A 19,659-nucleotide genomic window follows, 5' to 3' on the forward strand; every position below is an offset into this window, starting at 1 on the left:
TAACTTACAGTAATTTATGCGTAGGCTAGCCGGCCGCACGGCGCCTGACCTACTGCTGTTTGAGGTTGCTCAAACAGGTCAACCAATTCAGGGAATTCATTAAAAAGCGCAGCCCCACCCGCAAGGCGTTGGGGCATCAAGCGCCCATGGTCCCACACTGCGACCCCATCCAAACGCACCGTTGGATCAAGAACGTTGAGTGAAATTTCACCGGGGGGATATCCGCCGCAAGTGTGAACATGCATAATGCGCGGGTTGCCAAATGCTCCGCCGCTCCAGCGTTCAAAATGCCGCGCGGCCTCTTGTTCGTAGCACAGACCCGGATGAATGCCCGCGTGCCACGAATGTACCCCGTATGTTTCAATTTCATACAGCGCACCCACATATTCGTAATGTGCTTTGGCAACGGCAACGTCATTGTCGGATCCTTCAAACCCAACGATCTGCGCGCCTTCGATGTTCACAAACAACGTGTCTTTGACGGCGCAGGCCCAGGGCGTATAGAAATGTGACCCGGTGCCGGTCAGAAACCCGACCTGCGCGACGCGGCCGGAAAACCCTTTTGCGGGAACGGGTGTGAACACCGACAAGGGAAAGCGTTTGAGCGTGGTATCCCCGCCGCAAGGGTTAAAATCTGCGGCTGTCCCGCGGTAGTCGGTTCCGGCGGGGCACGTGACGTGTATGTCGGTGGATTGGGCGATTGCTGTATCAACCAGCGCTTTTAAACGAATAAACGCTTGGTAGTTGGCCACACCAAACGACGACACCATCATGTCGCGGTTCAACGCGTAACTTATGACTTGGGTCGTGGTGCACGTCTTGGTGCGGAACCGGATTTGATCACCCAGCCGCGCCAGAAAAACGGCGCAATCGGCGGCTTCTATTCTGGCAGAAAGCACGGGGTCTGGGTCGGTGACGTTTTTGTTCAGCGGCACCCCGTAAAGCTCGACATCAAAGCCCAATTCAATCGCTGTTTTCACAACATCACCGGCAAAGACGGGGTCATAGTATCCATCTTTTTCGGTTTCATACACAATCAGCACACGCTGCCCCGGCTGACAGTTCGCGCAGTTGATCAACAGGTTCTGCACCCCTGCGACCAGCCGGTTTTGAACATCGTCGAGCATTGCAGAACTCCTTGGGGCACCCATCGAAATCACCGGTACGCACCAGTTACAAGCACGTTACCAAGGGTGCATTTTCTGCGCGATATTCGAGAAGTTATGCGGCATATTTGGTTTCCTTATGGGTCACCTCAGTCTTGCAAGGCTGGGTATTAGCAGCGATAAAGATAGACATAATGAAACGTGAACTTTGAGGTCTCCGAATGCGAATTAGCTATCGTGATGTGAAGGTGGAAATTCTGAACCGCATTCGCAGCAACACCTGGCCGCTCGGCTCTCACCTTCCGACCGAAATTGAACTGGCCAAAGAATTTGGATGCGCGCGTGCGACCATGAACAGAGCAATGCGCGATTTGGTGGATGACGGTATTCTGGAGCGCAAACGCAAGGCTGGCACCAAGGTCAAACAATCGCCAATCCGCCGCGCGCAGTTTTCGATCTCTATTGTGCGCGAAGAGGTTGAACAATCGGGCGCCGAATATTCCTATAGTTTGATCGAACGCTGCATTCTGCCCGCACCGTCGTGGTTGTGCGAGCGCATGAACGTCACGAAAGACGACCCGGCGCTTCATATCAAATGCATGCATTACAGCGGCAACAACCCTTATCAATACGAAGACCGCTGGATTAATCTTGCGGTTGTTCCGGCCGCTGAAGGTTTCGATTTTGAGACCGTCGGCCCAAATGAGTGGTTGCTGCAACAGGTGCCGTTCTCGAACGGTGAACTGGTTTTTAGTGCTATGAATGCGCCGGAAGACATTGCACGGTTCCTCAAGGCGCCCATCGGATCGGCGCTGTTTTCGATCGAACGCACCACGTGGCTGGAGGACAAGAGCGTGACCTACGCGCAGCTCTATTTTGCACGCGATTATAAGATGACATCGCGCATTTAGGGGGGTGTTATCTCGGGTGGTGCGTTGCCCTTGGCAGCCTTCAAAAGCGCGCATTGTGCGAGATTAAACCGTAACGGGCCCTCGCCGCACAAAGCCCATTTGAATGGGCGTTACTCCAACCGTTTATTGGCCATCAAGAGCCCGACCCGTGCTCATAGGAGAGTGTTTATGACCCTTCCAAAAATCGCATCCCTTTGGATTGGCGGCAATCTTTCTTATCTTGAGCAGGTTTGCCTTAAATCGTTCGCAGACCATGGCCACCGCACAATTCTATATACCTACGAAGGCGTTACCAACGCGCCTGAAGGGGTCGAAGTGCAGGATGCGAACCTTATCTTTCCCAACACAAACTTCATGCGTCACAAAGAAAGCGGATCACCCGCTGTGCACGCAGATGCCTTTCGATACCGGATGATCCAGCTGCAGGATGTGATTTGGGTCGATGCGGATATGCTATGCGTCCAGCCTTGGGACATCCCCAACAAGTTCGTGTTCGGTTGGGAAAAGAAGAACCGCGTGGTGTGTAACGCAGTGTTCGGATTGCCGAAATTCTCGCGGACGCTAGAGCGGTTGAACGTCTTTTGCCGCGACGAATACCCCATCCCGCCGTGGTTGAGCGACGCAGAACAAGACGACCTGCGCCGCGCTGCGCAGGCGGGTAACCCGACGCATGTATCTGAGTTGAAATGGGGGGTTTGGGGCCCATCCGCCGTGACCCATTTTTTGAAAGAAACGGGCGAAATTGAACATGCGATGCCGGTCGAGGCGTTTTACCCTGTCTCTTTTAAGGATCGCCGCAAGTTGATCGACCCGGGCCAAATGGTCGAAGACATCATGACTGATGGCGTTTACGGGGTACACCTTTGGAACCGTCGTCTGAGCCGCCGTATCGTGACCAACGAAAACGGGATAACCCCCGAGGATGGGTTTTTGGGCCGCGCTTTGGTGCGCCACGACATTGACCCGCATCTTGCGCCGATCCCCGACAAACCGCCCCCCGGCCACCCCACGCAAAAAGAAATCGCCGAAGGCCGTGGCGAAAAGACAGCCGTAAAGGGCCCGGCACCGACCCGCACAAAGGCACGAGAGACAGGTGCAAAAAAGCTAGATAGGCTCCAACAAACCGCGCCATATCAGTCAGCGATTGATGGGCTTGAAGGGCGCACTGAAAAGCTGTTTAGCAAACTGGCGCCCCCCGCCGCGCCGATACCCCACGACCGCATTGTCATTTTGACGGCAATGAAAAACGAGGCGCCCTTTATTCTTGAATGGATTGCTTATCACAAGATGATCGGCGCGTCGCATTTTCTTGTTTATACGAACGATTGCACCGACAACACCAATGACATTCTGGACCGGTTGGGTGAGATGGGGTTGGTCACGCGGCTTGATAATCCGTGGGACCCGACATCGAACAAAAAGCCCCAGCATGTGGCCCTTGCCGATGCCCAAAAGCAGCCAGTGATACAGCAGGCCGACTGGGTCTTGACCATCGACGTTGATGAATTCGTCAACGTGCATGTGGGCGACGGCACCTTTGCCGATCTCTTTGCCGCGTCAAACGACCCCAATGTCATCTCGTTCACGTGGAAGTTCTTTGGAAACAAGGGTATCGACACCTATCAAGACCGCCCCATCACCGAACAATTCGTGGCCTGTGCGCCCGAATATATTCCCAAACCCCGCCTTGGCTGGGGGTTCAAAACGATGCTGCATAGCACCGCGCCCTACACAAAAATAGGGGTTCACCGCCCTCTCAAGATCGAAAACGAAGAGGCCGTGGGCAGGGTGCGTTGGGTCAACGGGTCGGGCCGCGCCATGCCCGAAATGTTGCTGACCAACAACGGCTGGCGGTCGACCAAACGGTCGTTAGGATATCGGTTTGCAACGCTGAACCACTATGTCTTGCGCTCTGCCGAAAGCTATTTGGTCAAACGTGACCGTGGCCGGATCAACCACACCGATCAGGATCAGGGCATTTCTTACTGGATGCGCCGCAATTACACGTCAGAAATCGACGACCGGATGATGGCGCGGCAGGATGACCTGCAACGTGAAATAAAGGCGTTGAAGGATGATGCGACATTGGGCCGTCTGCATCAAGATGCAGTCGCGTGGCACCGCAAGAAGATAGAAACTCTTAAGGCAGACGCAGGTTACGCCACGCTGTTTCGTCAACTGACAGATGTGCAGTGGCCTGACGCGATTTATCTGACCAAGACAGAGGCTGAAACCAGGGCGACGGACGACGACAACCGCAATATCATGATCCCCGAGCCAGAGCGCAATGCGATGCATGATGACACCTCAGCGGCCAAAATCATGCGGCTAGAGCTGATGTTGTCTGGCGATATCCCACGCGGGGCTGGGGTCGACGCGCAGGGCAACTTGCCCGTCAAAGCGCCCGATATCCAGCCAGAAACCATCGCAGTTGCGGGGTACGACGCATGGGCGCCAGACCCACCCGCGTCGGCACAATGCGCCGCACCGGAGCCGAGGTTTGACAGTATGCGCGCCAAGGTTGCGGGTGGGTCAGGGTTCTTTTGGGAGGGCGAAAAGAACGCGCTGTATTTTGAACCGGGCGGAAAAAAATTGGTTGTGGCCTTTGACAATGTTCATACTGCGCGTCTGGAAGAACAACGTTGGCCGTGGGGGCACGCGATGATCACGCAGCAATTGGGGTGTGCGGTTTTGGGGGTCCTGTCGAAGGATCGCGGCTGGTTCCGCCATGACTTCGTGCACGATAGTTTCGACAGGTTGCAAGAAAGTGGTTGGTTCAAACAGTTCGACGAGGTGCTGTTTTACGGTGCATCAATGGGCGGTTTCGGGGCGCTGACCTACGCGCGCAGCTGTCCGGGTGCGCATGTTTTGGCGTTAGAGCCGCAGACAACGCTTGATCGCGATATTCTGCCCAATGATAATCGCTGGCCGTGGACCAAAAAGCTGAACTGGAAAAACCGCTATGGCGACGCCAGTGACGGGACGGCGGCGTGCAATACGGTTGTCGTGGTCTCGGACCCGTATTTTGATATGGACCGCGCCCATGTTAAACGTCTGTCGGGCGATAATATCACCCATCTGAGGATCCCTTTCTTTGGTCATAAGGTGGCGCACCCCCTGACAATTATGGGCAATCTCAAACCGCTGTTGGCGGACATGACACGCGGCACATTCGACGCCACACAATACTACCGCCTGTTGCGCAACCGCCATTATTTGCCGCGGTTCCAACACGGCATCATCCAGTTGGCACGCGACAAAGGGCACCTGAAATTAGCCCTGAAAGCCTGCGAATTTACCTTGGAACAACGCAAAGCCCCCAACATTCGCCTGACCAAAGAAAAGATCGAAGCGATGATCGCGATGAGCGCGTAATGGCTAAAAATATTATCATCACCTGCATGAAAAACGAAGGTCCGTTCATTTTGGAATGGGTGGCCCATCATCTGGCCGTGGGGTTTGACCATTTCGTGGTCTACACCAACGATTGCGACGACGGCACGGTTGCGCTTTTGGACGCCCTATCTGACGCCGGGATCGTGACGCGTTTTGACAACCCCTATCTGAAAATGAAAAATCCCGCCCCGCAGCGCGGCGCGCTAAAACATGCCCAAAATCTGGACCTCGTGCGTGATGCCGATTGGGTCTTGGGGTCGGACGTTGATGAATTCGTGAACATTCATGTGGGCGACGGCACGTTGGAGGCGTTGACCAAAGCCGCCGGCCATCCTGATGCCTTATCGATGCAATGGCGCCTGTTTGGCAGTGCCGGGATCGATACATATTCCAGCCGCCCCATCACCGAGCAACACCTGTGGTGTGCACCCGAACTGTGCCCCAGACCAGTGCAGGCGTGGGGGGTCAAAACCCTGTTTCGCCCCAAGGGTTTCAAGTCATTTGGCGTGCACCGCCCCAAAAATTGGCAAGGCGCCGCTGGATGCAAATGGGTCAACGGGTCGGGCGTGCAAGTGGCTGAATCCTTTCTCGAATCTGGCTGGCGGTTTGGCACGGGCGGGTATGGGTATGATTTGGTCACGCTCAACCATTATTCGGTGCGCAACGCCGAAAGTTATCTGGTGAAAAAGGACCGTGGTCGGGTAAACCACGTCAACCGCGACCAAGGCGGTGCTTATTGGTTACGGATGAATTTCAACATGGAACGCAACACCTCGATGCTGGAAAAGTTACCCGCCTTGCAGGCCAAACAGGCCGAGCTGCGCAAGCTGCCGAATGTCGAAGCCTTGCATAACGACGCTGTGAAACACCACCGCGCCAAGATCAAGGTGTTGAAAAACCGCGATGATTTGATGGTGTTGTATGATGATATCACATCGACGCGCTCCAAGGTTGTGTCGCGGTTTCTCAACGTTATCGACCCGGATGCTTTCAACCACGGCGTGGGTGCGGTGCCGCTTGAGCTGCTCAAAATGTTGGAAACCGTGCCAACGCTGGACGACTAAAGCACAGACATAAGGCTGCACATCGCAGATCGGTACGCGGCGGTTATTTGATCACTTTTGACATGTTTGCCGGCCTGCACACAGTGACGACCGGCAGACCACACATCTGTGATAACACGGTCGCGGGCAGCAAAGCACAGCCCGTCCAACAACTGCTGCGCGGGCAGGGCACATAGCGCGGGGTCGGCGCTGTCAATTGCCACAAGATCCGCCCATTCACCAACCGCGATGACACCCGCACCCCGGCCTAAAGCCTGCGCACCGCCACGGGCCGCACCACAATATAGCGTCTCGCCGATCGAGCCTTCACCATCAACCATGACATTGCGCGCCATATCACGCAGCCGTTGTGAATATTCCAACGTACGCAGTTCTTCTGTAAGCGAAATCAATACGTTGGAATCTGACCCTATGCCAAATGCCCCCCCGTGCAACAGGTAAGTCGGCCCGTTGAAAGGGCCGTCGCCAAGGTTGGCTTCGGTGATCGGGCACAGGCCTGCCACGGCGCCGGATTTTGCCATGTTCTGCGTCTCACCCGATGTCATATGAGTTGCGTGGATCAGGCACCAATCGGTCGAGACATCGGCGTTTTGCAGCAACCATTCCACAGGACGCGCGCTGAGCCACCCGGCAATATCCGCGACCTCCTTAGGTTGTTCGGCGATGTGGATATGAACAGGACCAGCGTCGTGTGCCTGCAGGACCGCAACCAGATCGTCCGGGCAGGTGGCGCGCAGGGAATGCGGGGCGATGCCGACCTGACAATCATCGGGCAGCGTCGCAACAATGGCACGTGCGCGGGCCGACAACGCGTTAAAACGGTCAACGGTGTTGCCAAACCGTGCTTGTCCCGCCTGCAGCGGTGCTTGCCCGGCGCCACCGTAGGTATATAGTACCGGCAAATGCGTCAGCCCGATCCCGGTATCGGCGGCCGCAGCGGCAATTCGGGCCGATAATTCACCCAGATCATCATAGGCTGTGCCGTCTGGTTGGTGATGAACGTAATGGAACTCGCCCACACTGGCATAGCCCGCCTCTTGCATCTCCATGAACACAAGCGCTGCAATCGCCTCTATGTGCTCGGGTGTCAGATGTTTGGTGAAGCGGTACATCATATCGCGCCACGTCCAAAAACTGTCTTTGCCTGCCTTGCGGTGTTCCGTCATGCCCGCCATGGCCCGCTGAAAACTATGAGAATGCAAATTCGCAAGGGCGGGTAGCAGCACGTCAACCTGCACGTCTGTTGCCTGTGGTGTCTGATCAGGGCTGACCGTCAAAATGCGCCCGCCCCGCACCGATATGCGTATGTTTTTGCCCCAGCCCGTCGCGGTGAGCGCTTGTTTTGCAAAAATCATTTGAGCAGCTCCAATATTTTTATGTATGTACATATAACTGATATACGCGTACTTAGAAAGAGCATTGAAGGACACTGCAATGAACGGCGCGGGCACACACACACTTTTCACCAATCTAACAGCAGCAACCATGGCGGATGGGGCGGTTCCTTATGGCCTGATCGAGGATGCTGCGATCGCGGTAAAAGATGGTTATGTGTGTTGGGTCGGGCCACGATGCGATGCGCCGGCGTCTTGCGATGCGGCCACTCATGTTGACCTCGCGGGGCGGTTGGTGACGCCCGGCTTAATTGATTGCCATACGCATATTGTCCACGGCGGTGACCGTGCGGTGGAATTTGAGATGCGCCTAAAAGGCGCCAGCTATGAAAACATCGCGCGGGCAGGGGGTGGGATTGTCTCTACCGTCAAGGCGACGCGCAGCGCGAGCGCTGAGCGCCTGTTGTCGGATGCATTGCGCCGTGTGGACGTGTTGATCGCCGAAGGCGTGACCTGCATCGAGATCAAATCCGGCTACGGGTTGGATACAGAAACCGAACTGCGCATGTTGCGCGTCGCGCGCGCGATCGCGGTAAACCGTCCTATTCGCGTCAAAACCGCCTTTCTTGGCGCGCATGCGACACCCGCCGAATATGCTGACCGTGATGATGACTACATCGATAACGTCTGCATCCCCACGCTGCGGGCGGCTCACGCCGAGGGGCTGGTTGATGCGGTTGACGGGTTTTGCGAGGGCATTGCGTTTCAGCCCGCGCAGATTGCCCGCGTATTTGATGCAGCGCGCGCATTGAACCTGCCAGTCAAACTTCATGCCGAACAATTGTCTAACATCGGTGGGGCGAAGTTGGCCGCGCAATATGGCGCACTATCGGCAGACCATATCGAACACCTTGATGAAACCGGCGTAATGGCGATGAAAAATGCGGGGACCACCGCCGTTATTTTGCCGGGCGCCTTCTACACATTGCGCGAAACACAAGCGCCGCCTATCGATTTACTGCGCAAACACGGTGTGCCAATGGCGTTGGCGACTGACAATAACCCTGGCTCGTCGCCGCTGCATTCGCTGTTACTGGGACTGAACATGGGGTGCACCTTGTTTGGCATAACCCCCGAAGAAACCCTGCGCGGTGTCACGCAAAACGCGGCCCGTGCGTTGGGGTTGGCAGATGCGGGCGTGCTTGTCGCTGGCATGCGCGCTGACATGGCCGTTTGGGACATCACGCACCCCGCCGAATTGTCTTATCGGATCGGCTTTAACCCGCTTCATTCGCGCATATTCGGAGGGACACCATGACGACCCTAGTCCTGACCCCCGGTGCCGTGACCCTCGATGATCTTGCCCAAATCCACTGGGGTGGGGCGTCGGTGCGGCTTGATCCTGGGTGCCGCCCCGATATCGAACGCGCCCATGCCCGGATCGCCCAAGCGGTGGCGGGGGTGAGCCCTGTTTATGGTGTGAACACCGGCTTTGGAAAACTGGCCTCGGTTAAGGTCGCAGCCAAGGACACTGCGGCGCTGCAACGCAACCTGATACTGTCACATTGCTGTGGTGTTGGTCCGGCCATCCCGCGCGGCCATGCGCGGTTGATGATGGCGTTGAAATTGCTGAGCTTGGGGCGCGGGGCCTCTGGTGTGCGGCTGAAAATCGTCGATTTGATCGAAGATATGCTCGACAAGGGGGTGACGCCGGTCATCCCGGCGCAAGGGTCTGTTGGCGCGTCCGGTGATCTGGCACCGCTGGCGCATATGGCGGCCGTCATGATGGGTCACGGCGAGGCTGAATTTGGCGGTGCGGCTATGCCGGGTGCCGCGGCCCTGGCCGCTGCGGGTTTGGCACCGGTTGAACTTGGCCCCAAAGAAGGGCTCGCGTTGATCAATGGCACGCAGTTTTCGACCGCATTGGCGCTGGTGGGGCTGTTTGGCGCGTGGCGCGCCGCGCACTCGTCGCTCGTTACGTCAGCGTTGTCGACGGACGCGATCATGGGTTCAACCGCGCCGTTACAAGCCGAAATCCACACACTGCGCGGCCAACCCGGCCAAATCGATGTGGGCACAACGATGCGCGCCTTGCTAATGGGGTCAGAAATTCGCGACAGCCACATCGTTGATGATGCCCGCGTGCAGGACCCGTATTGTATTCGGTGCCAACCACAGGTGACTGGTGCCTCGATTGATGTGTTACGCATGGCGGGGCGCACGCTGCAAATCGAGGCGAATGCCGCAACGGATAATCCGTTGGTGTTGGTCGGAGCAGATCTGATTGTGTCCGGCGGTAACTTCCACGCGGAACCCGTTGGTTTTGCGGCTGATATGATCGCCTTGGCGGTGTCAGAAATAGGTGCAATTGCGCAACGTCGCGTTGCCCTGATCGTTGATCCCGTGCTGAGCTTTAACTTGCCGCCGTTCCTGACCCCCAATCCGGGGTTAAACAGCGGCTATATGATCGCCGAAGTCACCACCGCCGCATTGATGAGCGAAAACAAACATTTGGCCAACCCTTGCGTGACCGACAGCACACCGACCTCGGCCAACCAAGAAGACCACGTGTCCATGGCCGCCCATGGGGCACGCCGCATCGGGCCAATGATTGAAAACCTGAACCGCATTTTGGGGGTCGAACTGTTGTGTGGCGCTCAGGGGATAGATTTTCGCGCACCGTTGAAAACCAGCCCAGTGTTGCAAAATGTCGTCAGCCGGGTGCGTCAAGACGTCGAAACCATGCAAGACGATCGCTATCTTGCGCCGGACCTTGACCGCGCCGCAAAGATGATCGCAAGCGGCGATATTATTGCCGTCGCGGACACCGGCATGCCTGGGGTCACGTTGTGACGCCTGTTGAGGTCACACATGGGAAAGGCCCAATTGTTTTGGGTTTGCCGCACACAGGTACACATGTCCCCGATGCGATTTTGGCAAACTTGAACGCCCGTGGGCGCGGGCTGGACGATACGGATTGGCACATTCACCGACTGTATGATGGGCTATTGCCTGAGGTCACAACCGTACGTGCCACATTCCACCGTTATGTGATTGATGCAAACCGCGACCCGTCCGGTGTGTCTCTCTATCCCGGTCAAAACACGACAGGTTTGGTGCCACTGACAGATTTTGACGGCAATGATCTGTGGACCAAAACCCCAGATGCCGCCGCAATAGACGCGCGCCGCATCGCATTTCACGCGCCCTATCATGCCGCACTTGAGGCGGAGCTTGCGCGTGTCAAACGCCTGCATGGCTTTGTCATTTTATATGACTGTCATTCGATCCGCTCGGACATTCCGTTTTTATTCAAAGGGACGCTGCCCGATTTCAACATTGGCACCGATGGCGACACCACATGCGCGCCGCACCTCACGCGCGCCGTGCAAGAGATGTGCGCCGCTGCCACGACGTATACCTCCGTCACGAACGGTCGGTTTAAAGGTGGTTGGACCACGCGCCATTATGGTCGCCCTGCGGCCGGCCAGCACGCCATTCAAATGGAACTGGCCCAAAGCACATACCTTAGCGCGCAGGCCGACCCATGGACCTACGACAGGGGCAAAGCCGCACAGCTACGTCCGCATCTTACATCTATTTTGACAAAACTGGCTGAACTGGGCCCAACTTTGAAAGGCACACCATGAGCGATCTGCGCAAAAATAGCCGCGATGTATATCCCGCAACGGGCACCGAGATCACCGCGAAAAGCTGGCTGACCGAAGCGCCGATGCGCATGTTGATGAACAATCTGCACCCCGACGTGGCCGAAAACCCGCATGAATTGGTGGTTTATGGTGGCATCGGGCGCGCGGCACGCACGTGGAAAGACTTTGATCTCATCGTGGCGGCCCTGCGGGACCTCGACGAAGACCAAACGTTGATGGTGCAATCGGGCAAACCGGTTGGTGTGTTCCAAACCCACAAAGACGCCCCGCGCGTGTTGATCGCAAACTCTAATCTTGTGCCGCATTGGGCCAATTGGGATCACTTTAACGAGCTCGATAAAAAGGGCCTTGCGATGTATGGGCAAATGACCGCCGGGTCATGGATTTACATCGGATCCCAAGGCATCGTGCAGGGTACCTATGAGACCTTCGTTGAAGCAGGCCGCCAGCATTATGGCGGGGATCTGACGGGCAAATGGGTTCTGACGGGCGGCCTTGGCGGCATGGGCGGCGCGCAGCCTTTGGCGGCCGTTATGGCAGGCGCGTGTTGTCTGGCGGTCGAATGCAACCCTGACAGTATCGATTTCCGTCTGCGCACACGCTACGTAGATGAACGCGTTGATACGTTGGATGAAGCGTTGGCCTTGATCGACAAATGGACAGCGGCTGGCCAAGCAAAATCAGTTGGCCTGATGGGGAATGCCGCCGATGTGTTTGCAGAAATCGCAAAGCGTGGTCTGCGCCCTGACATGGTGACAGACCAAACGTCCGCGCATGATCCGATCAACGGGTATTTGCCGCAGGGCTGGACGATGGCAGACTGGAAAGACAAGCGCGAAAGTGACCCCAAGGCGGTTGAGGCGGCAGCGCGCGCGTCGATGAAAGCCCACGTCAAAGCGATGATCGAATTTCACCAAGCCGGCATCCCGACGTTTGATTATGGCAATAACATTCGTCAGGTCGCGTTGGACGAAGGGCTCGAAAATGCGTTTGATTTCCCCGGTTTTGTGCCCGCCTATATTCGCCCGCTGTTTTGTCGCGGCATCGGCCCGTTCCGTTGGGTGGCGTTGTCTGGTGACCCAGAAGACATTTACAAAACGGACGCCAAGGTCAAAGAAATGCTGTCCGAAGACAAACACTTACACAACTGGCTTGATATGGCACGTGAGCGTATCGCGTTCCAAGGTCTGCCTGCGCGCATCTGTTGGGTCGGCCTAAGCGTGCGCCATAAACTGGGGCTGGCCTTCAATGAAATGGTCCGGAACGGCGAGTTAAGCGCGCCGATTGTCATCGGGCGTGATCATCTGGATTCCGGGTCGGTGGCATCGCCGAACCGCGAGACTGAGGCGATGAAAGACGGGTCGGATGCGGTGTCGGACTGGCCGCTGCTGAACGCGTTGCTCAACACCGCATCGGGTGCCACATGGGTGTCGCTGCACCACGGCGGCGGCGTTGGGATGGGCTTTTCGCAGCACTCTGGCATGGTCATCTGCTGCGATGGGTCCGAAGATGCAGACCGCCGCATCGCGCGTGTCTTGTGGAACGACCCGGCAACCGGCGTGATGCGCCACGCCGACGCAGGATATGACGAAGCCTTGGGCTGCGCGCGCGACAACGACCTTAACCTTCCGGGTATTTTGTAAAATCGACGCATGAGGTTTTTGAATTGTCCGAAATTGTTTAGATTGTCGGTCTCATGCCCGATATAGGTGCTGGCAAGGCGGTTATCACGCACGCTGTCGCGGACCCTGCGCCGGACTAAAGGGCGCGTGAAGACACGAGGTCTAGGATGACAGAAGCGAACCAACGTATTGATATGCATTCCCATTTCTACGGTGGTGGGTTGTTAGAGACCTTGCAGTCGCGCACCGAACGCCCCTACCTGCGCACCCGCGAAGATGGCGCATTGATGATGGTGGCGATGAATGATGAATTTGAATTCACCGACCAGTATCACGATCACCGTGTCGGGCTGGCAGAGATGCAAGCCTGTGGGCTGACCCACCGCATGTTAACATTTCCCGGGGCTTTGGGGGTTGAATTGCTTCCTGTAGACGAGATCGCCGGGGCCATATCAGAGTACAACACGTATCTGGCGCATCTCACAAAAAGCACAAACGGTGCGTTGATCGGATTGGGCGGCGTGCCTTTGGCAGACATGGATCTGGCCTGCGCCGAAGTGACCCGTATGCGCCGTGATCTGGGGTTGCCCGGATTTATCTTGCCGTCGAATTATTTCAATTCACTCGCTGAAGCAGAAGAGCTGCGCCCCCTGCTGGAGGCCGCCAATGAATATGGCTGTCTCATCATGCTACACCCCGGTCTGAAGGTCGATGAACCGCTGCCACCGCGCCCGGGCGACAACGTGCAATACCGCCTGTCTGCCATTGATCTACAAGCAAGTGCGGCGCAGGTGGCGCTGACCGTGATCCTATCTGATATGCTGGATGAATTTCCCAACATCAGCTTTCAGGTGGTGAATTTGGGGGGTACGTTGCCGTTCATCTTTGAACGTATGGAAAGCATCGCGCGGCACCGCACGCCGAACGACCCGTTCCCCACCGATCGCTTGCGGCGTTTGTGGTATGATTGCGCGTCACTTGGCCCCCGTGCGCTAGAGGCGGCAGTGAAGCTTTTTGGCGCAGATCGGGTTATGTTGGGGTCGGACTACCCGATTTTCAAAGATGATCCACATGCGCACGCCCTGGTCCCGGCCGATTTAGGCGCGGCAGAAAAACAGCAAATCGCGTGGAAAACCGCCCATGATCTGTTTGCGTCATTGGATGCGTTGCGTGCCGCGCGTATCCATACGATGGAACAGGTGGAAAGCCCCGTATGAGATTATGTATACGCTTATTGTGTTTATTTCCGATTTCATCGAAATCAGGATAACCGGCCCCAACACCTAAGGAAATCAAATGACAACGCGTCACGAACGCCCCCTAACGAGCTTTCACTGGGGCACGTATCGCGCAGAACGCGACAGCCGTGGAAGGTTAACCAAGCTACACAGCTTTGAGCACGATGTCGATCCGTCACCGATTGGCGCGGGGATCGTTGATGTTTTGGACCACCCAACGCGGATCACAACGCCGATGGTACGCAAGGGGTGGCTTGAGACCGGCCCACAATCTGGTGACACCCCGCGCGGCCAGGACAGTTTTGTGGCCGTTTCATGGGAAAAAGCGGTAGATTTGGTCGCGGGGGAACTGCAACGTGTCAAATCCGAACATTCCAACGATGCAATCTTTGCAGGTTCATACGGTTGGGCATCGGCGGGCCGGTTTCATCATGCGCAGGGGCAGTTGAAACGATTTATGAATTGCATGGGTGGCTTTGTGCGGTCTGTGAATTCGTATAGTTTGGCCGCCGGAGAGGTGATCGTTGATCACGCTTTGGGCAACTACAGCGAGATGATTAACTGTCAAACAAGTTGGCAAAGCATCATCGATGATGCTGAATTATTCTTGGCCTTCGGGGGCTTGCCGTTGAAAAACGCGCAAATCGGGCAGGGCGGTGTTGGGCGGCACCGGCAACACGAAGCCACAGCGCAGGCCCGCAAGGCAGGTATCGCTTTTGTAAATGTGTCGCCCATCCGCGCCGACGTTCACGATGATCTTGATGCAGAATGGATCGCCCCGCGGCCCGGTTCGGACGTAGCATTTATGCTTGGCCTTGCGCATACGATGGTGGCGGAGGGCCTGCATGCGACAGAGTTTCTGGACCGGTACACAGTGGGGTTTCCGCAGTTTCGCGCGTATTTGATGGGGGATACCGATGGTGTCCCAAAATCGGCCGACTGGGCGGCCGATAAATGCCAAATTCCGGCCGCTGATATCGTAGACCTTGCCCGGAGAATATGCCGGCACCGTACGATGTTGTCGGCGAGCTGGTCTTTGACGCGGCAAGAATCCGGAGAGCAGCCGTTTTGGATGTTAATCACGCTTGCGGCGATGGTCGGCCAGATTGGGTTGCCTGGCGGCGGATTTGGTTTGGGGTATTCGGCGGTGAACAACATTGGGTTGGAGCACACCGACCTCAAGCTTGAGGCCATGTCGCAAGGCCAAAACCCTGTGCAGGCCTTTATCCCCGTCGCGCGTATTTCTGATATGTTGCTGAATCCTGGCGCAGAGTTTACCTATAACGGCGCGACCCACGATTACCCCGATATCAAGCTGATTTACTGGGCAGGCGGCAACCCGTTTCACCACCATCAAGATCTCAACAGGCTGCGCAAGGCCTGGGCAAAGCCTGAGACGATAATTGCCCATGAATGGTGCTGGAATGCGCACGCAAAACACGCCGATATCGTTTTGCCGTGCACCACACCGCCCGAGCGCGAAGATTTGATGCTAAACCCCCGCGATCCATACCATATTTGGATGAAAAAGGTGACTGAGCCGCCCAAAGATGTTTTGGATGATTTCGAGATTTTCAGACGTCTTGCGCAAAAGATGGGTTTTGAGCAGGCTTTTACCGAAGGGCGGACCCAACACGATTGGCTCGAGTTTTTGCAAGATGCCTCGCGTGATATGAACCCTCAACTTGCTGAGCCATTGTTAGAATTAGAGGCCCTGAAAGCCGCTGAATTTCAATATATTGAACCGCCGCAAGAGGCCTTTGTTGTGTTCAAAGATTTCAGATGCGACCCAGCGGCACACCCGTTAAAAACCCCCAGCGGTAAGATCGAGATTTTTTCGCAAACCATTGCAGATTTTGGATTGGATGATTGCCATGGGCATCCAAGGTGGTTTGAGCCGCGCGAATGGTTGGGCGGGGATACCGCACGCCACCCGCTGCACTTGTTGTCGAACCAGCCCAAAACCAAACTGCATTCGCAGTTAGACCATGGATCTGTCAGCCGGCAGGCCAAAATCGCGGGTCGTGAACCGGTGACGATGCACCCCGATGACGCCGCAGAACGTGGGCTGAAATCCGGTGATATCGTGAAGGTTCACAACGACCGCGGTGCGTGCCTTTGCGGCTTGATCATCAGTGCCGAGGTCATGCCTAAAGTTATCCAGCTAAGCACCGGCGCATGGTATGACCCAGAGCAAATCGCGACCTCTTTGGCGCGGACGGATCGACCGATTTGCAAACATGGCAACCCCAATGTGCTTACGCCTGATCGTGGCACATCATCTCTTGCGCAGGGGCCTGTCGCGCATTCATGTTTGGTTGAGGTCAGCCTGTTTAAAGGGCCCTTACCCGACGTGACGGCCCATGTGCCGCCTGCGATTTTCGACCAAACCCAAGGTTAACAACTGCCCAAATCGCATCTCTATGCACGACGTATCCAAATGAGAGTCGTGTCGTGCTATCAGCTTGGGGTGCAGGTGCTGGACATATATCTGCCCGGTTTTTTGGCGATGCCCTGGCACGGTCAAAATAATACGGAAAACATCTTGCCTAAGAATAATAAGCGTAGACATATAAGCTCAACGCTAAATTTTTCGCAGGGGAAATTCCTTGAACGTGCCAGAAAACATGATTTCGGTCCGAAACGTCGACAAATTCTACGGTACATTTCAGGCGCTAACCAATGTGACGCTTAGCGTAAAACAAGGCGAGCGTGTTGTCATTTGCGGACCATCAGGCAGCGGTAAATCCACGCTTATTCGGTGCTTTAACGGGCTGGAATTTCATAGCGCGGGCACAATCCGAATTGATGGGATTGATGTCGAAAAAGATAGTAAAGACTTGCGGCGTCTTCGACAGGATGTGGGAATGGTATTTCAACAGTTTAATCTGTTTCCGCATTTGACCATCCTCGAAAACCTGACCATTGGCCCGATGAAAGTTCAAAAAGTTAACCGCTCAGAGGCCGAGGTGCGGGCGCGTAAATATCTCGAACGGGTGCATATCTCGGAGCAAGCCGGAAAATATCCCGCTCAGCTTTCTGGCGGGCAGCAACAGCGCGTTGCCATCGCCCGGTCGCTGTGTATGGAGACGCGGATCATGCTGTTTGATGAACCGACGTCGGCGCTTGATCCCGAGATGATCAACGAAGTTCTGGATGTTATGGTTGAACTCGCGGATACGGGGATCACAATGGTTTGCGTCACCCACGAAATGGGATTTGCCCGTAAAGTGGCAGATACGATGGTGTTTATGGAAGCGGGTCAGATCGTCGAGGTTTCGCCCCCTGAAAAGTTCTTTACCAACCCCGAAAGCGACCGCTGCAAAATGTTCCTTAGTCAGATTTTGGAACACTGAACAGGCAATACGAATCCGGGCTCCCTCTCGAAATTTAGACATTAAACTAAGCTGCAATCTGTAGCTCTTTGGCAAGAAAGAACCCCAATATATCGAAACGAAAGCAACACCACCCAAGTTCATGATCAAGTTGGTGCTAGGCGCACTTGGACGCAGCCAAGGTTAGCGCGGCGATATTCTTTACACACCCCTTTCTCATCGATTCTACGAGACAACTCTCGGATGCAACCGCGGGCCACAGAATATCGGCTTGGGGTAGGTCAAGAGGCCCATGTTTCGATACCACACGTTCAGGCCGATCTTTTTTGTGCTTCGGTCATCCAGCATCTGCGGCGGCCATCAAGGCCAAACCGGACCTGTCCTTTGATGCGTGCCATGGCCGCCATTTATACCATTTTAAATTTGACACCCACATACGACACTGCATAAATTAGGTACACAAGGCGGCATTTTCGGGCCGGACTTGTGGTGCGGAGCACTCCCGTCTCCGAAGCTAGTATCGCAGAGCAACGCTCGCATACGCGCAAAAATAGGTTTTCACGTGTCACAAGAAATTATAACCCCGCTGTCTCAGGCTTTGACTGAGGGCAAGCTCTCTCGTGAAGAGTTGAAGGAACTCATGAAACGCTCCGACGCCATTTCACTCAAACGGCTTGCTGTTTGGGTTTTGGTTGTTGCGACCACAACATCGATGATCGTGTTGTCGTGGAATTCTTGGTTGATTTGGCCAGCGATGTTTGTCCATGGTATCGTACTCGTACACCATTTCTCATTGCAACATGAATGCGTTCACTACACCGTATTTCGCACCCGAAAATTGAATGATGTCGTTGGGCAGATTTGTGGTTACATTATTATGCTACCGCATCGTTTCTTTCGCTATGAACATTGTGATCATCACACTTACACGCAACTTCACGGCGAAGACCCCGAATTGATACCAACACCCACGACCTATGGGGAATATCTGTTTTACTTGTCTTCAATTCCTTATTGGCGCAACAAATTCACCGAAATTTTTCGCCATGCACGCGGAGATTTGAATGACATTGAACGCAAGTTTATCCCCAAAGAGGAATACGCATCGGTTTACCGAGATGCGAGAATGATGCTGACGTTCTACGCGTTGTTGTTTTCCAGTATGGCCATTACGGGATGGTGGGGTTTGATCTGGGTCTGGGTCATTCCTGTTTTCATGGGCGAGCCGGTGATGCGTTTTATTCGTATGACAGAACACGTTGCCCGTCCAACGGTTGCGCAAATGCATGAAAACACGCGAACAAATATTGTTTCAGGACCATGGCGTTTTTTATGTTGGAATATGAACTATCACGCTGAACATCACTATGTTTCTTCGATCCCGTACCACACATTGCCAAAACTACATGAAAAGCTGAAGGATCATATTCATGTCGAAAAAGCAGGGTACGTCGGTGCACACATAGATATTATTCGCCACATTCATACCCAGAAATCCACGAGCGGAGCTGTTTAGAAATGGCCCGTGAAAAGAGTTGGAAAGACATCCTCCCCGTAGATGATCTTGAAAAAAAATGGGTGACGCGTGTTGATTTTGGCGCACGTAAGCTTGCAGTTTATGACACGCCCAGTGGTATTTTTACGTCAATGGCCCTGTGCAATCACGGAGGCGTTGACCTTTGTGATGGGTATTTCGACGGCCACGTTATCGAATGCCCTTTGCATCAAGGGGCATTCGATGTGCGTGATGGCAGCCCCGTTGGTGCACCTGTTACGCGGCGCATGATGACGTTTGAAACGCGCGTGCACGCGGGCATGGTACAGATTAAACTCTGAATTCAATCTCACCGTTGGCACCTAAAAGCGTAGGGTGAATATGGCCGTGTTTGACTATTCGGATCGTTCCAATCTTGCCCCGCTTTGACGCCCACACTAATCAATCCTAGTCTTGCGATCCGCGGGGGCAACCGTTCGATGCCCCA

At 55.2% G+C, this 19,659-nt stretch carries 14 protein-coding genes; 12 read left to right on the plus strand and 2 right to left on the minus strand.

Annotated features, from left to right (window positions below; translation table 11 throughout):
* Positions 1–14: 14 nt before the first annotated feature.
* The gene (locus ABJH13_RS03905) at positions 15–1,127 is read right to left on the minus strand and encodes a hypothetical protein (RefSeq protein WP_348404911.1); all 1,113 of its coding nucleotides are present in this window, start codon (positions 1,125–1,127) and stop codon (positions 15–17) included.
* Positions 1,128–1,327: 200 nt separating this feature from the next.
* Here ABJH13_RS03905 and ABJH13_RS03910 point away from each other — a divergent pair, with 200 nt between their 5' ends.
* The 3 genes from ABJH13_RS03910 to ABJH13_RS03920 all read left to right on the plus strand — a co-directional run bounded on the left by ABJH13_RS03910 (position 1,328) and on the right by ABJH13_RS03920 (position 6,477).
* Positions 1,328–2,017, plus strand: a complete 690-nt coding sequence (locus ABJH13_RS03910) for a GntR family transcriptional regulator (protein ID WP_348404912.1) — start codon at positions 1,328–1,330, stop codon at positions 2,015–2,017.
* Between the two features lie 168 nt (positions 2,018–2,185).
* Positions 2,186–5,392 carry a glycosyltransferase family 2 protein gene (locus ABJH13_RS03915; RefSeq protein ID WP_348404913.1) on the plus strand — a complete coding sequence of 1,069 codons (3,207 nt, stop codon included), beginning with the start codon at positions 2,186–2,188 and terminating at the stop codon, positions 5,390–5,392.
* Positions 5,392–6,477, plus strand: coding sequence for a glycosyltransferase family 2 protein (locus ABJH13_RS03920; RefSeq protein WP_348404914.1), 1,086 nt, complete (start codon positions 5,392–5,394; stop codon positions 6,475–6,477). The genes ABJH13_RS03915 and ABJH13_RS03920 overlap by 1 nt, the downstream gene beginning before the upstream one ends.
* Here the strand turns inward: ABJH13_RS03920 and ABJH13_RS03925 are convergent.
* On the minus strand, positions 6,474–7,832 hold the full coding sequence (locus ABJH13_RS03925) for a formimidoylglutamate deiminase (protein WP_348404915.1): 1,359 nt from the start codon (positions 7,830–7,832) through the stop codon (positions 6,474–6,476). The genes ABJH13_RS03920 and ABJH13_RS03925 overlap by 4 nt on opposite strands.
* Positions 7,833–7,911: 79 nt before the next feature.
* On the opposite strand from ABJH13_RS03925, the gene hutI reads away from it, so the two are divergent.
* The 9 genes from hutI (at position 7,912) to ABJH13_RS03970 (ending at position 19,513) form a co-directional block, all read left to right on the plus strand.
* The gene (gene hutI / locus ABJH13_RS03930; RefSeq protein ID WP_348404916.1) at positions 7,912–9,129 is read left to right on the plus strand and encodes an imidazolonepropionase; all 1,218 of its coding nucleotides are present in this window, start codon (positions 7,912–7,914) and stop codon (positions 9,127–9,129) included.
* Positions 9,126–10,664, plus strand: a complete 1,539-nt coding sequence (gene hutH, locus ABJH13_RS03935; protein WP_348404917.1) for a histidine ammonia-lyase — start codon at positions 9,126–9,128, stop codon at positions 10,662–10,664. The genes hutI and hutH overlap by 4 nt, the downstream gene beginning before the upstream one ends.
* A complete protein-coding gene (gene hutG, locus ABJH13_RS03940) occupies positions 10,661–11,461 on the plus strand; it encodes an N-formylglutamate deformylase (RefSeq protein WP_348404918.1) in 801 nt (266 codons plus the stop codon). Before hutH ends, hutG begins: the two co-directional genes overlap by 4 nt.
* Positions 11,458–13,125, plus strand: coding sequence for a urocanate hydratase (hutU, locus tag ABJH13_RS03945; protein ID WP_348404919.1), 1,668 nt, complete (start codon positions 11,458–11,460; stop codon positions 13,123–13,125). The genes hutG and hutU overlap by 4 nt, the downstream gene beginning before the upstream one ends.
* A 146-nt stretch (positions 13,126–13,271) precedes the next feature.
* Positions 13,272–14,321, plus strand: a complete 1,050-nt coding sequence (locus ABJH13_RS03950) for an amidohydrolase family protein (RefSeq protein ID WP_348404920.1) — start codon at positions 13,272–13,274, stop codon at positions 14,319–14,321.
* A gap of 79 nt (positions 14,322–14,400) precedes the next feature.
* Positions 14,401–16,743, plus strand: coding sequence for a molybdopterin-dependent oxidoreductase (locus tag ABJH13_RS03955; protein ID WP_348404921.1), 2,343 nt, complete (start codon positions 14,401–14,403; stop codon positions 16,741–16,743).
* 226 nt (positions 16,744–16,969) lie between these two features.
* Positions 16,970–17,698: an amino acid ABC transporter ATP-binding protein gene (locus ABJH13_RS03960; RefSeq protein ID WP_348404942.1), complete on the plus strand. Its 729-nt coding sequence runs from the start codon at positions 16,970–16,972 to the stop codon at positions 17,696–17,698.
* 541 nt (positions 17,699–18,239) lie between these two features.
* A complete protein-coding gene (locus ABJH13_RS03965) occupies positions 18,240–19,193 on the plus strand; it encodes a fatty acid desaturase family protein (protein WP_348404922.1) in 954 nt (317 codons plus the stop codon).
* Positions 19,194–19,195: 2 nt separating this feature from the next.
* Complete coding sequence (locus tag ABJH13_RS03970) at positions 19,196–19,513, plus strand: non-heme iron oxygenase ferredoxin subunit (protein ID WP_348404923.1); 318 nt, start codon at positions 19,196–19,198, stop codon at positions 19,511–19,513.
* Positions 19,514–19,659: the final 146 nt, after the last annotated feature.

The organism is Roseobacter sp. (assembly GCF_039970775.1).
Classification (GTDB): Bacteria; Pseudomonadota; Alphaproteobacteria; order Rhodobacterales; family Rhodobacteraceae; genus Roseobacter.

Coding starts and splice junctions, on each gene's coding strand:
- ABJH13_RS03905 (WP_348404911.1), bottom strand. CDS start 1,127: ATGCTCGACGATGTTCAAAACCGGCTGGTCGCAGGGGTGCAGAACCTG.
- ABJH13_RS03910 (WP_348404912.1), top strand. CDS start 1,328: ATGCGAATTAGCTATCGTGATGTGAAGGTGGAAATTCTGAACCGCATT.
- ABJH13_RS03915 (WP_348404913.1), top strand. CDS start 2,186: ATGACCCTTCCAAAAATCGCATCCCTTTGGATTGGCGGCAATCTTTCT.
- ABJH13_RS03920 (WP_348404914.1), top strand. CDS start 5,392: ATGGCTAAAAATATTATCATCACCTGCATGAAAAACGAAGGTCCGTTC.
- ABJH13_RS03925 (WP_348404915.1), bottom strand. CDS start 7,832: ATGATTTTTGCAAAACAAGCGCTCACCGCGACGGGCTGGGGCAAAAAC.
- hutI (WP_348404916.1), top strand. CDS start 7,912: ATGAACGGCGCGGGCACACACACACTTTTCACCAATCTAACAGCAGCA.
- hutH (WP_348404917.1), top strand. CDS start 9,126: ATGACGACCCTAGTCCTGACCCCCGGTGCCGTGACCCTCGATGATCTT.
- hutU (WP_348404919.1), top strand. CDS start 11,458: ATGAGCGATCTGCGCAAAAATAGCCGCGATGTATATCCCGCAACGGGC.
- ABJH13_RS03950 (WP_348404920.1), top strand. CDS start 13,272: ATGACAGAAGCGAACCAACGTATTGATATGCATTCCCATTTCTACGGT.
- ABJH13_RS03955 (WP_348404921.1), top strand. CDS start 14,401: ATGACAACGCGTCACGAACGCCCCCTAACGAGCTTTCACTGGGGCACG.
- ABJH13_RS03960 (WP_348404942.1), top strand. CDS start 16,970: ATGATTTCGGTCCGAAACGTCGACAAATTCTACGGTACATTTCAGGCG.
- ABJH13_RS03970 (WP_348404923.1), top strand. CDS start 19,196: ATGGCCCGTGAAAAGAGTTGGAAAGACATCCTCCCCGTAGATGATCTT.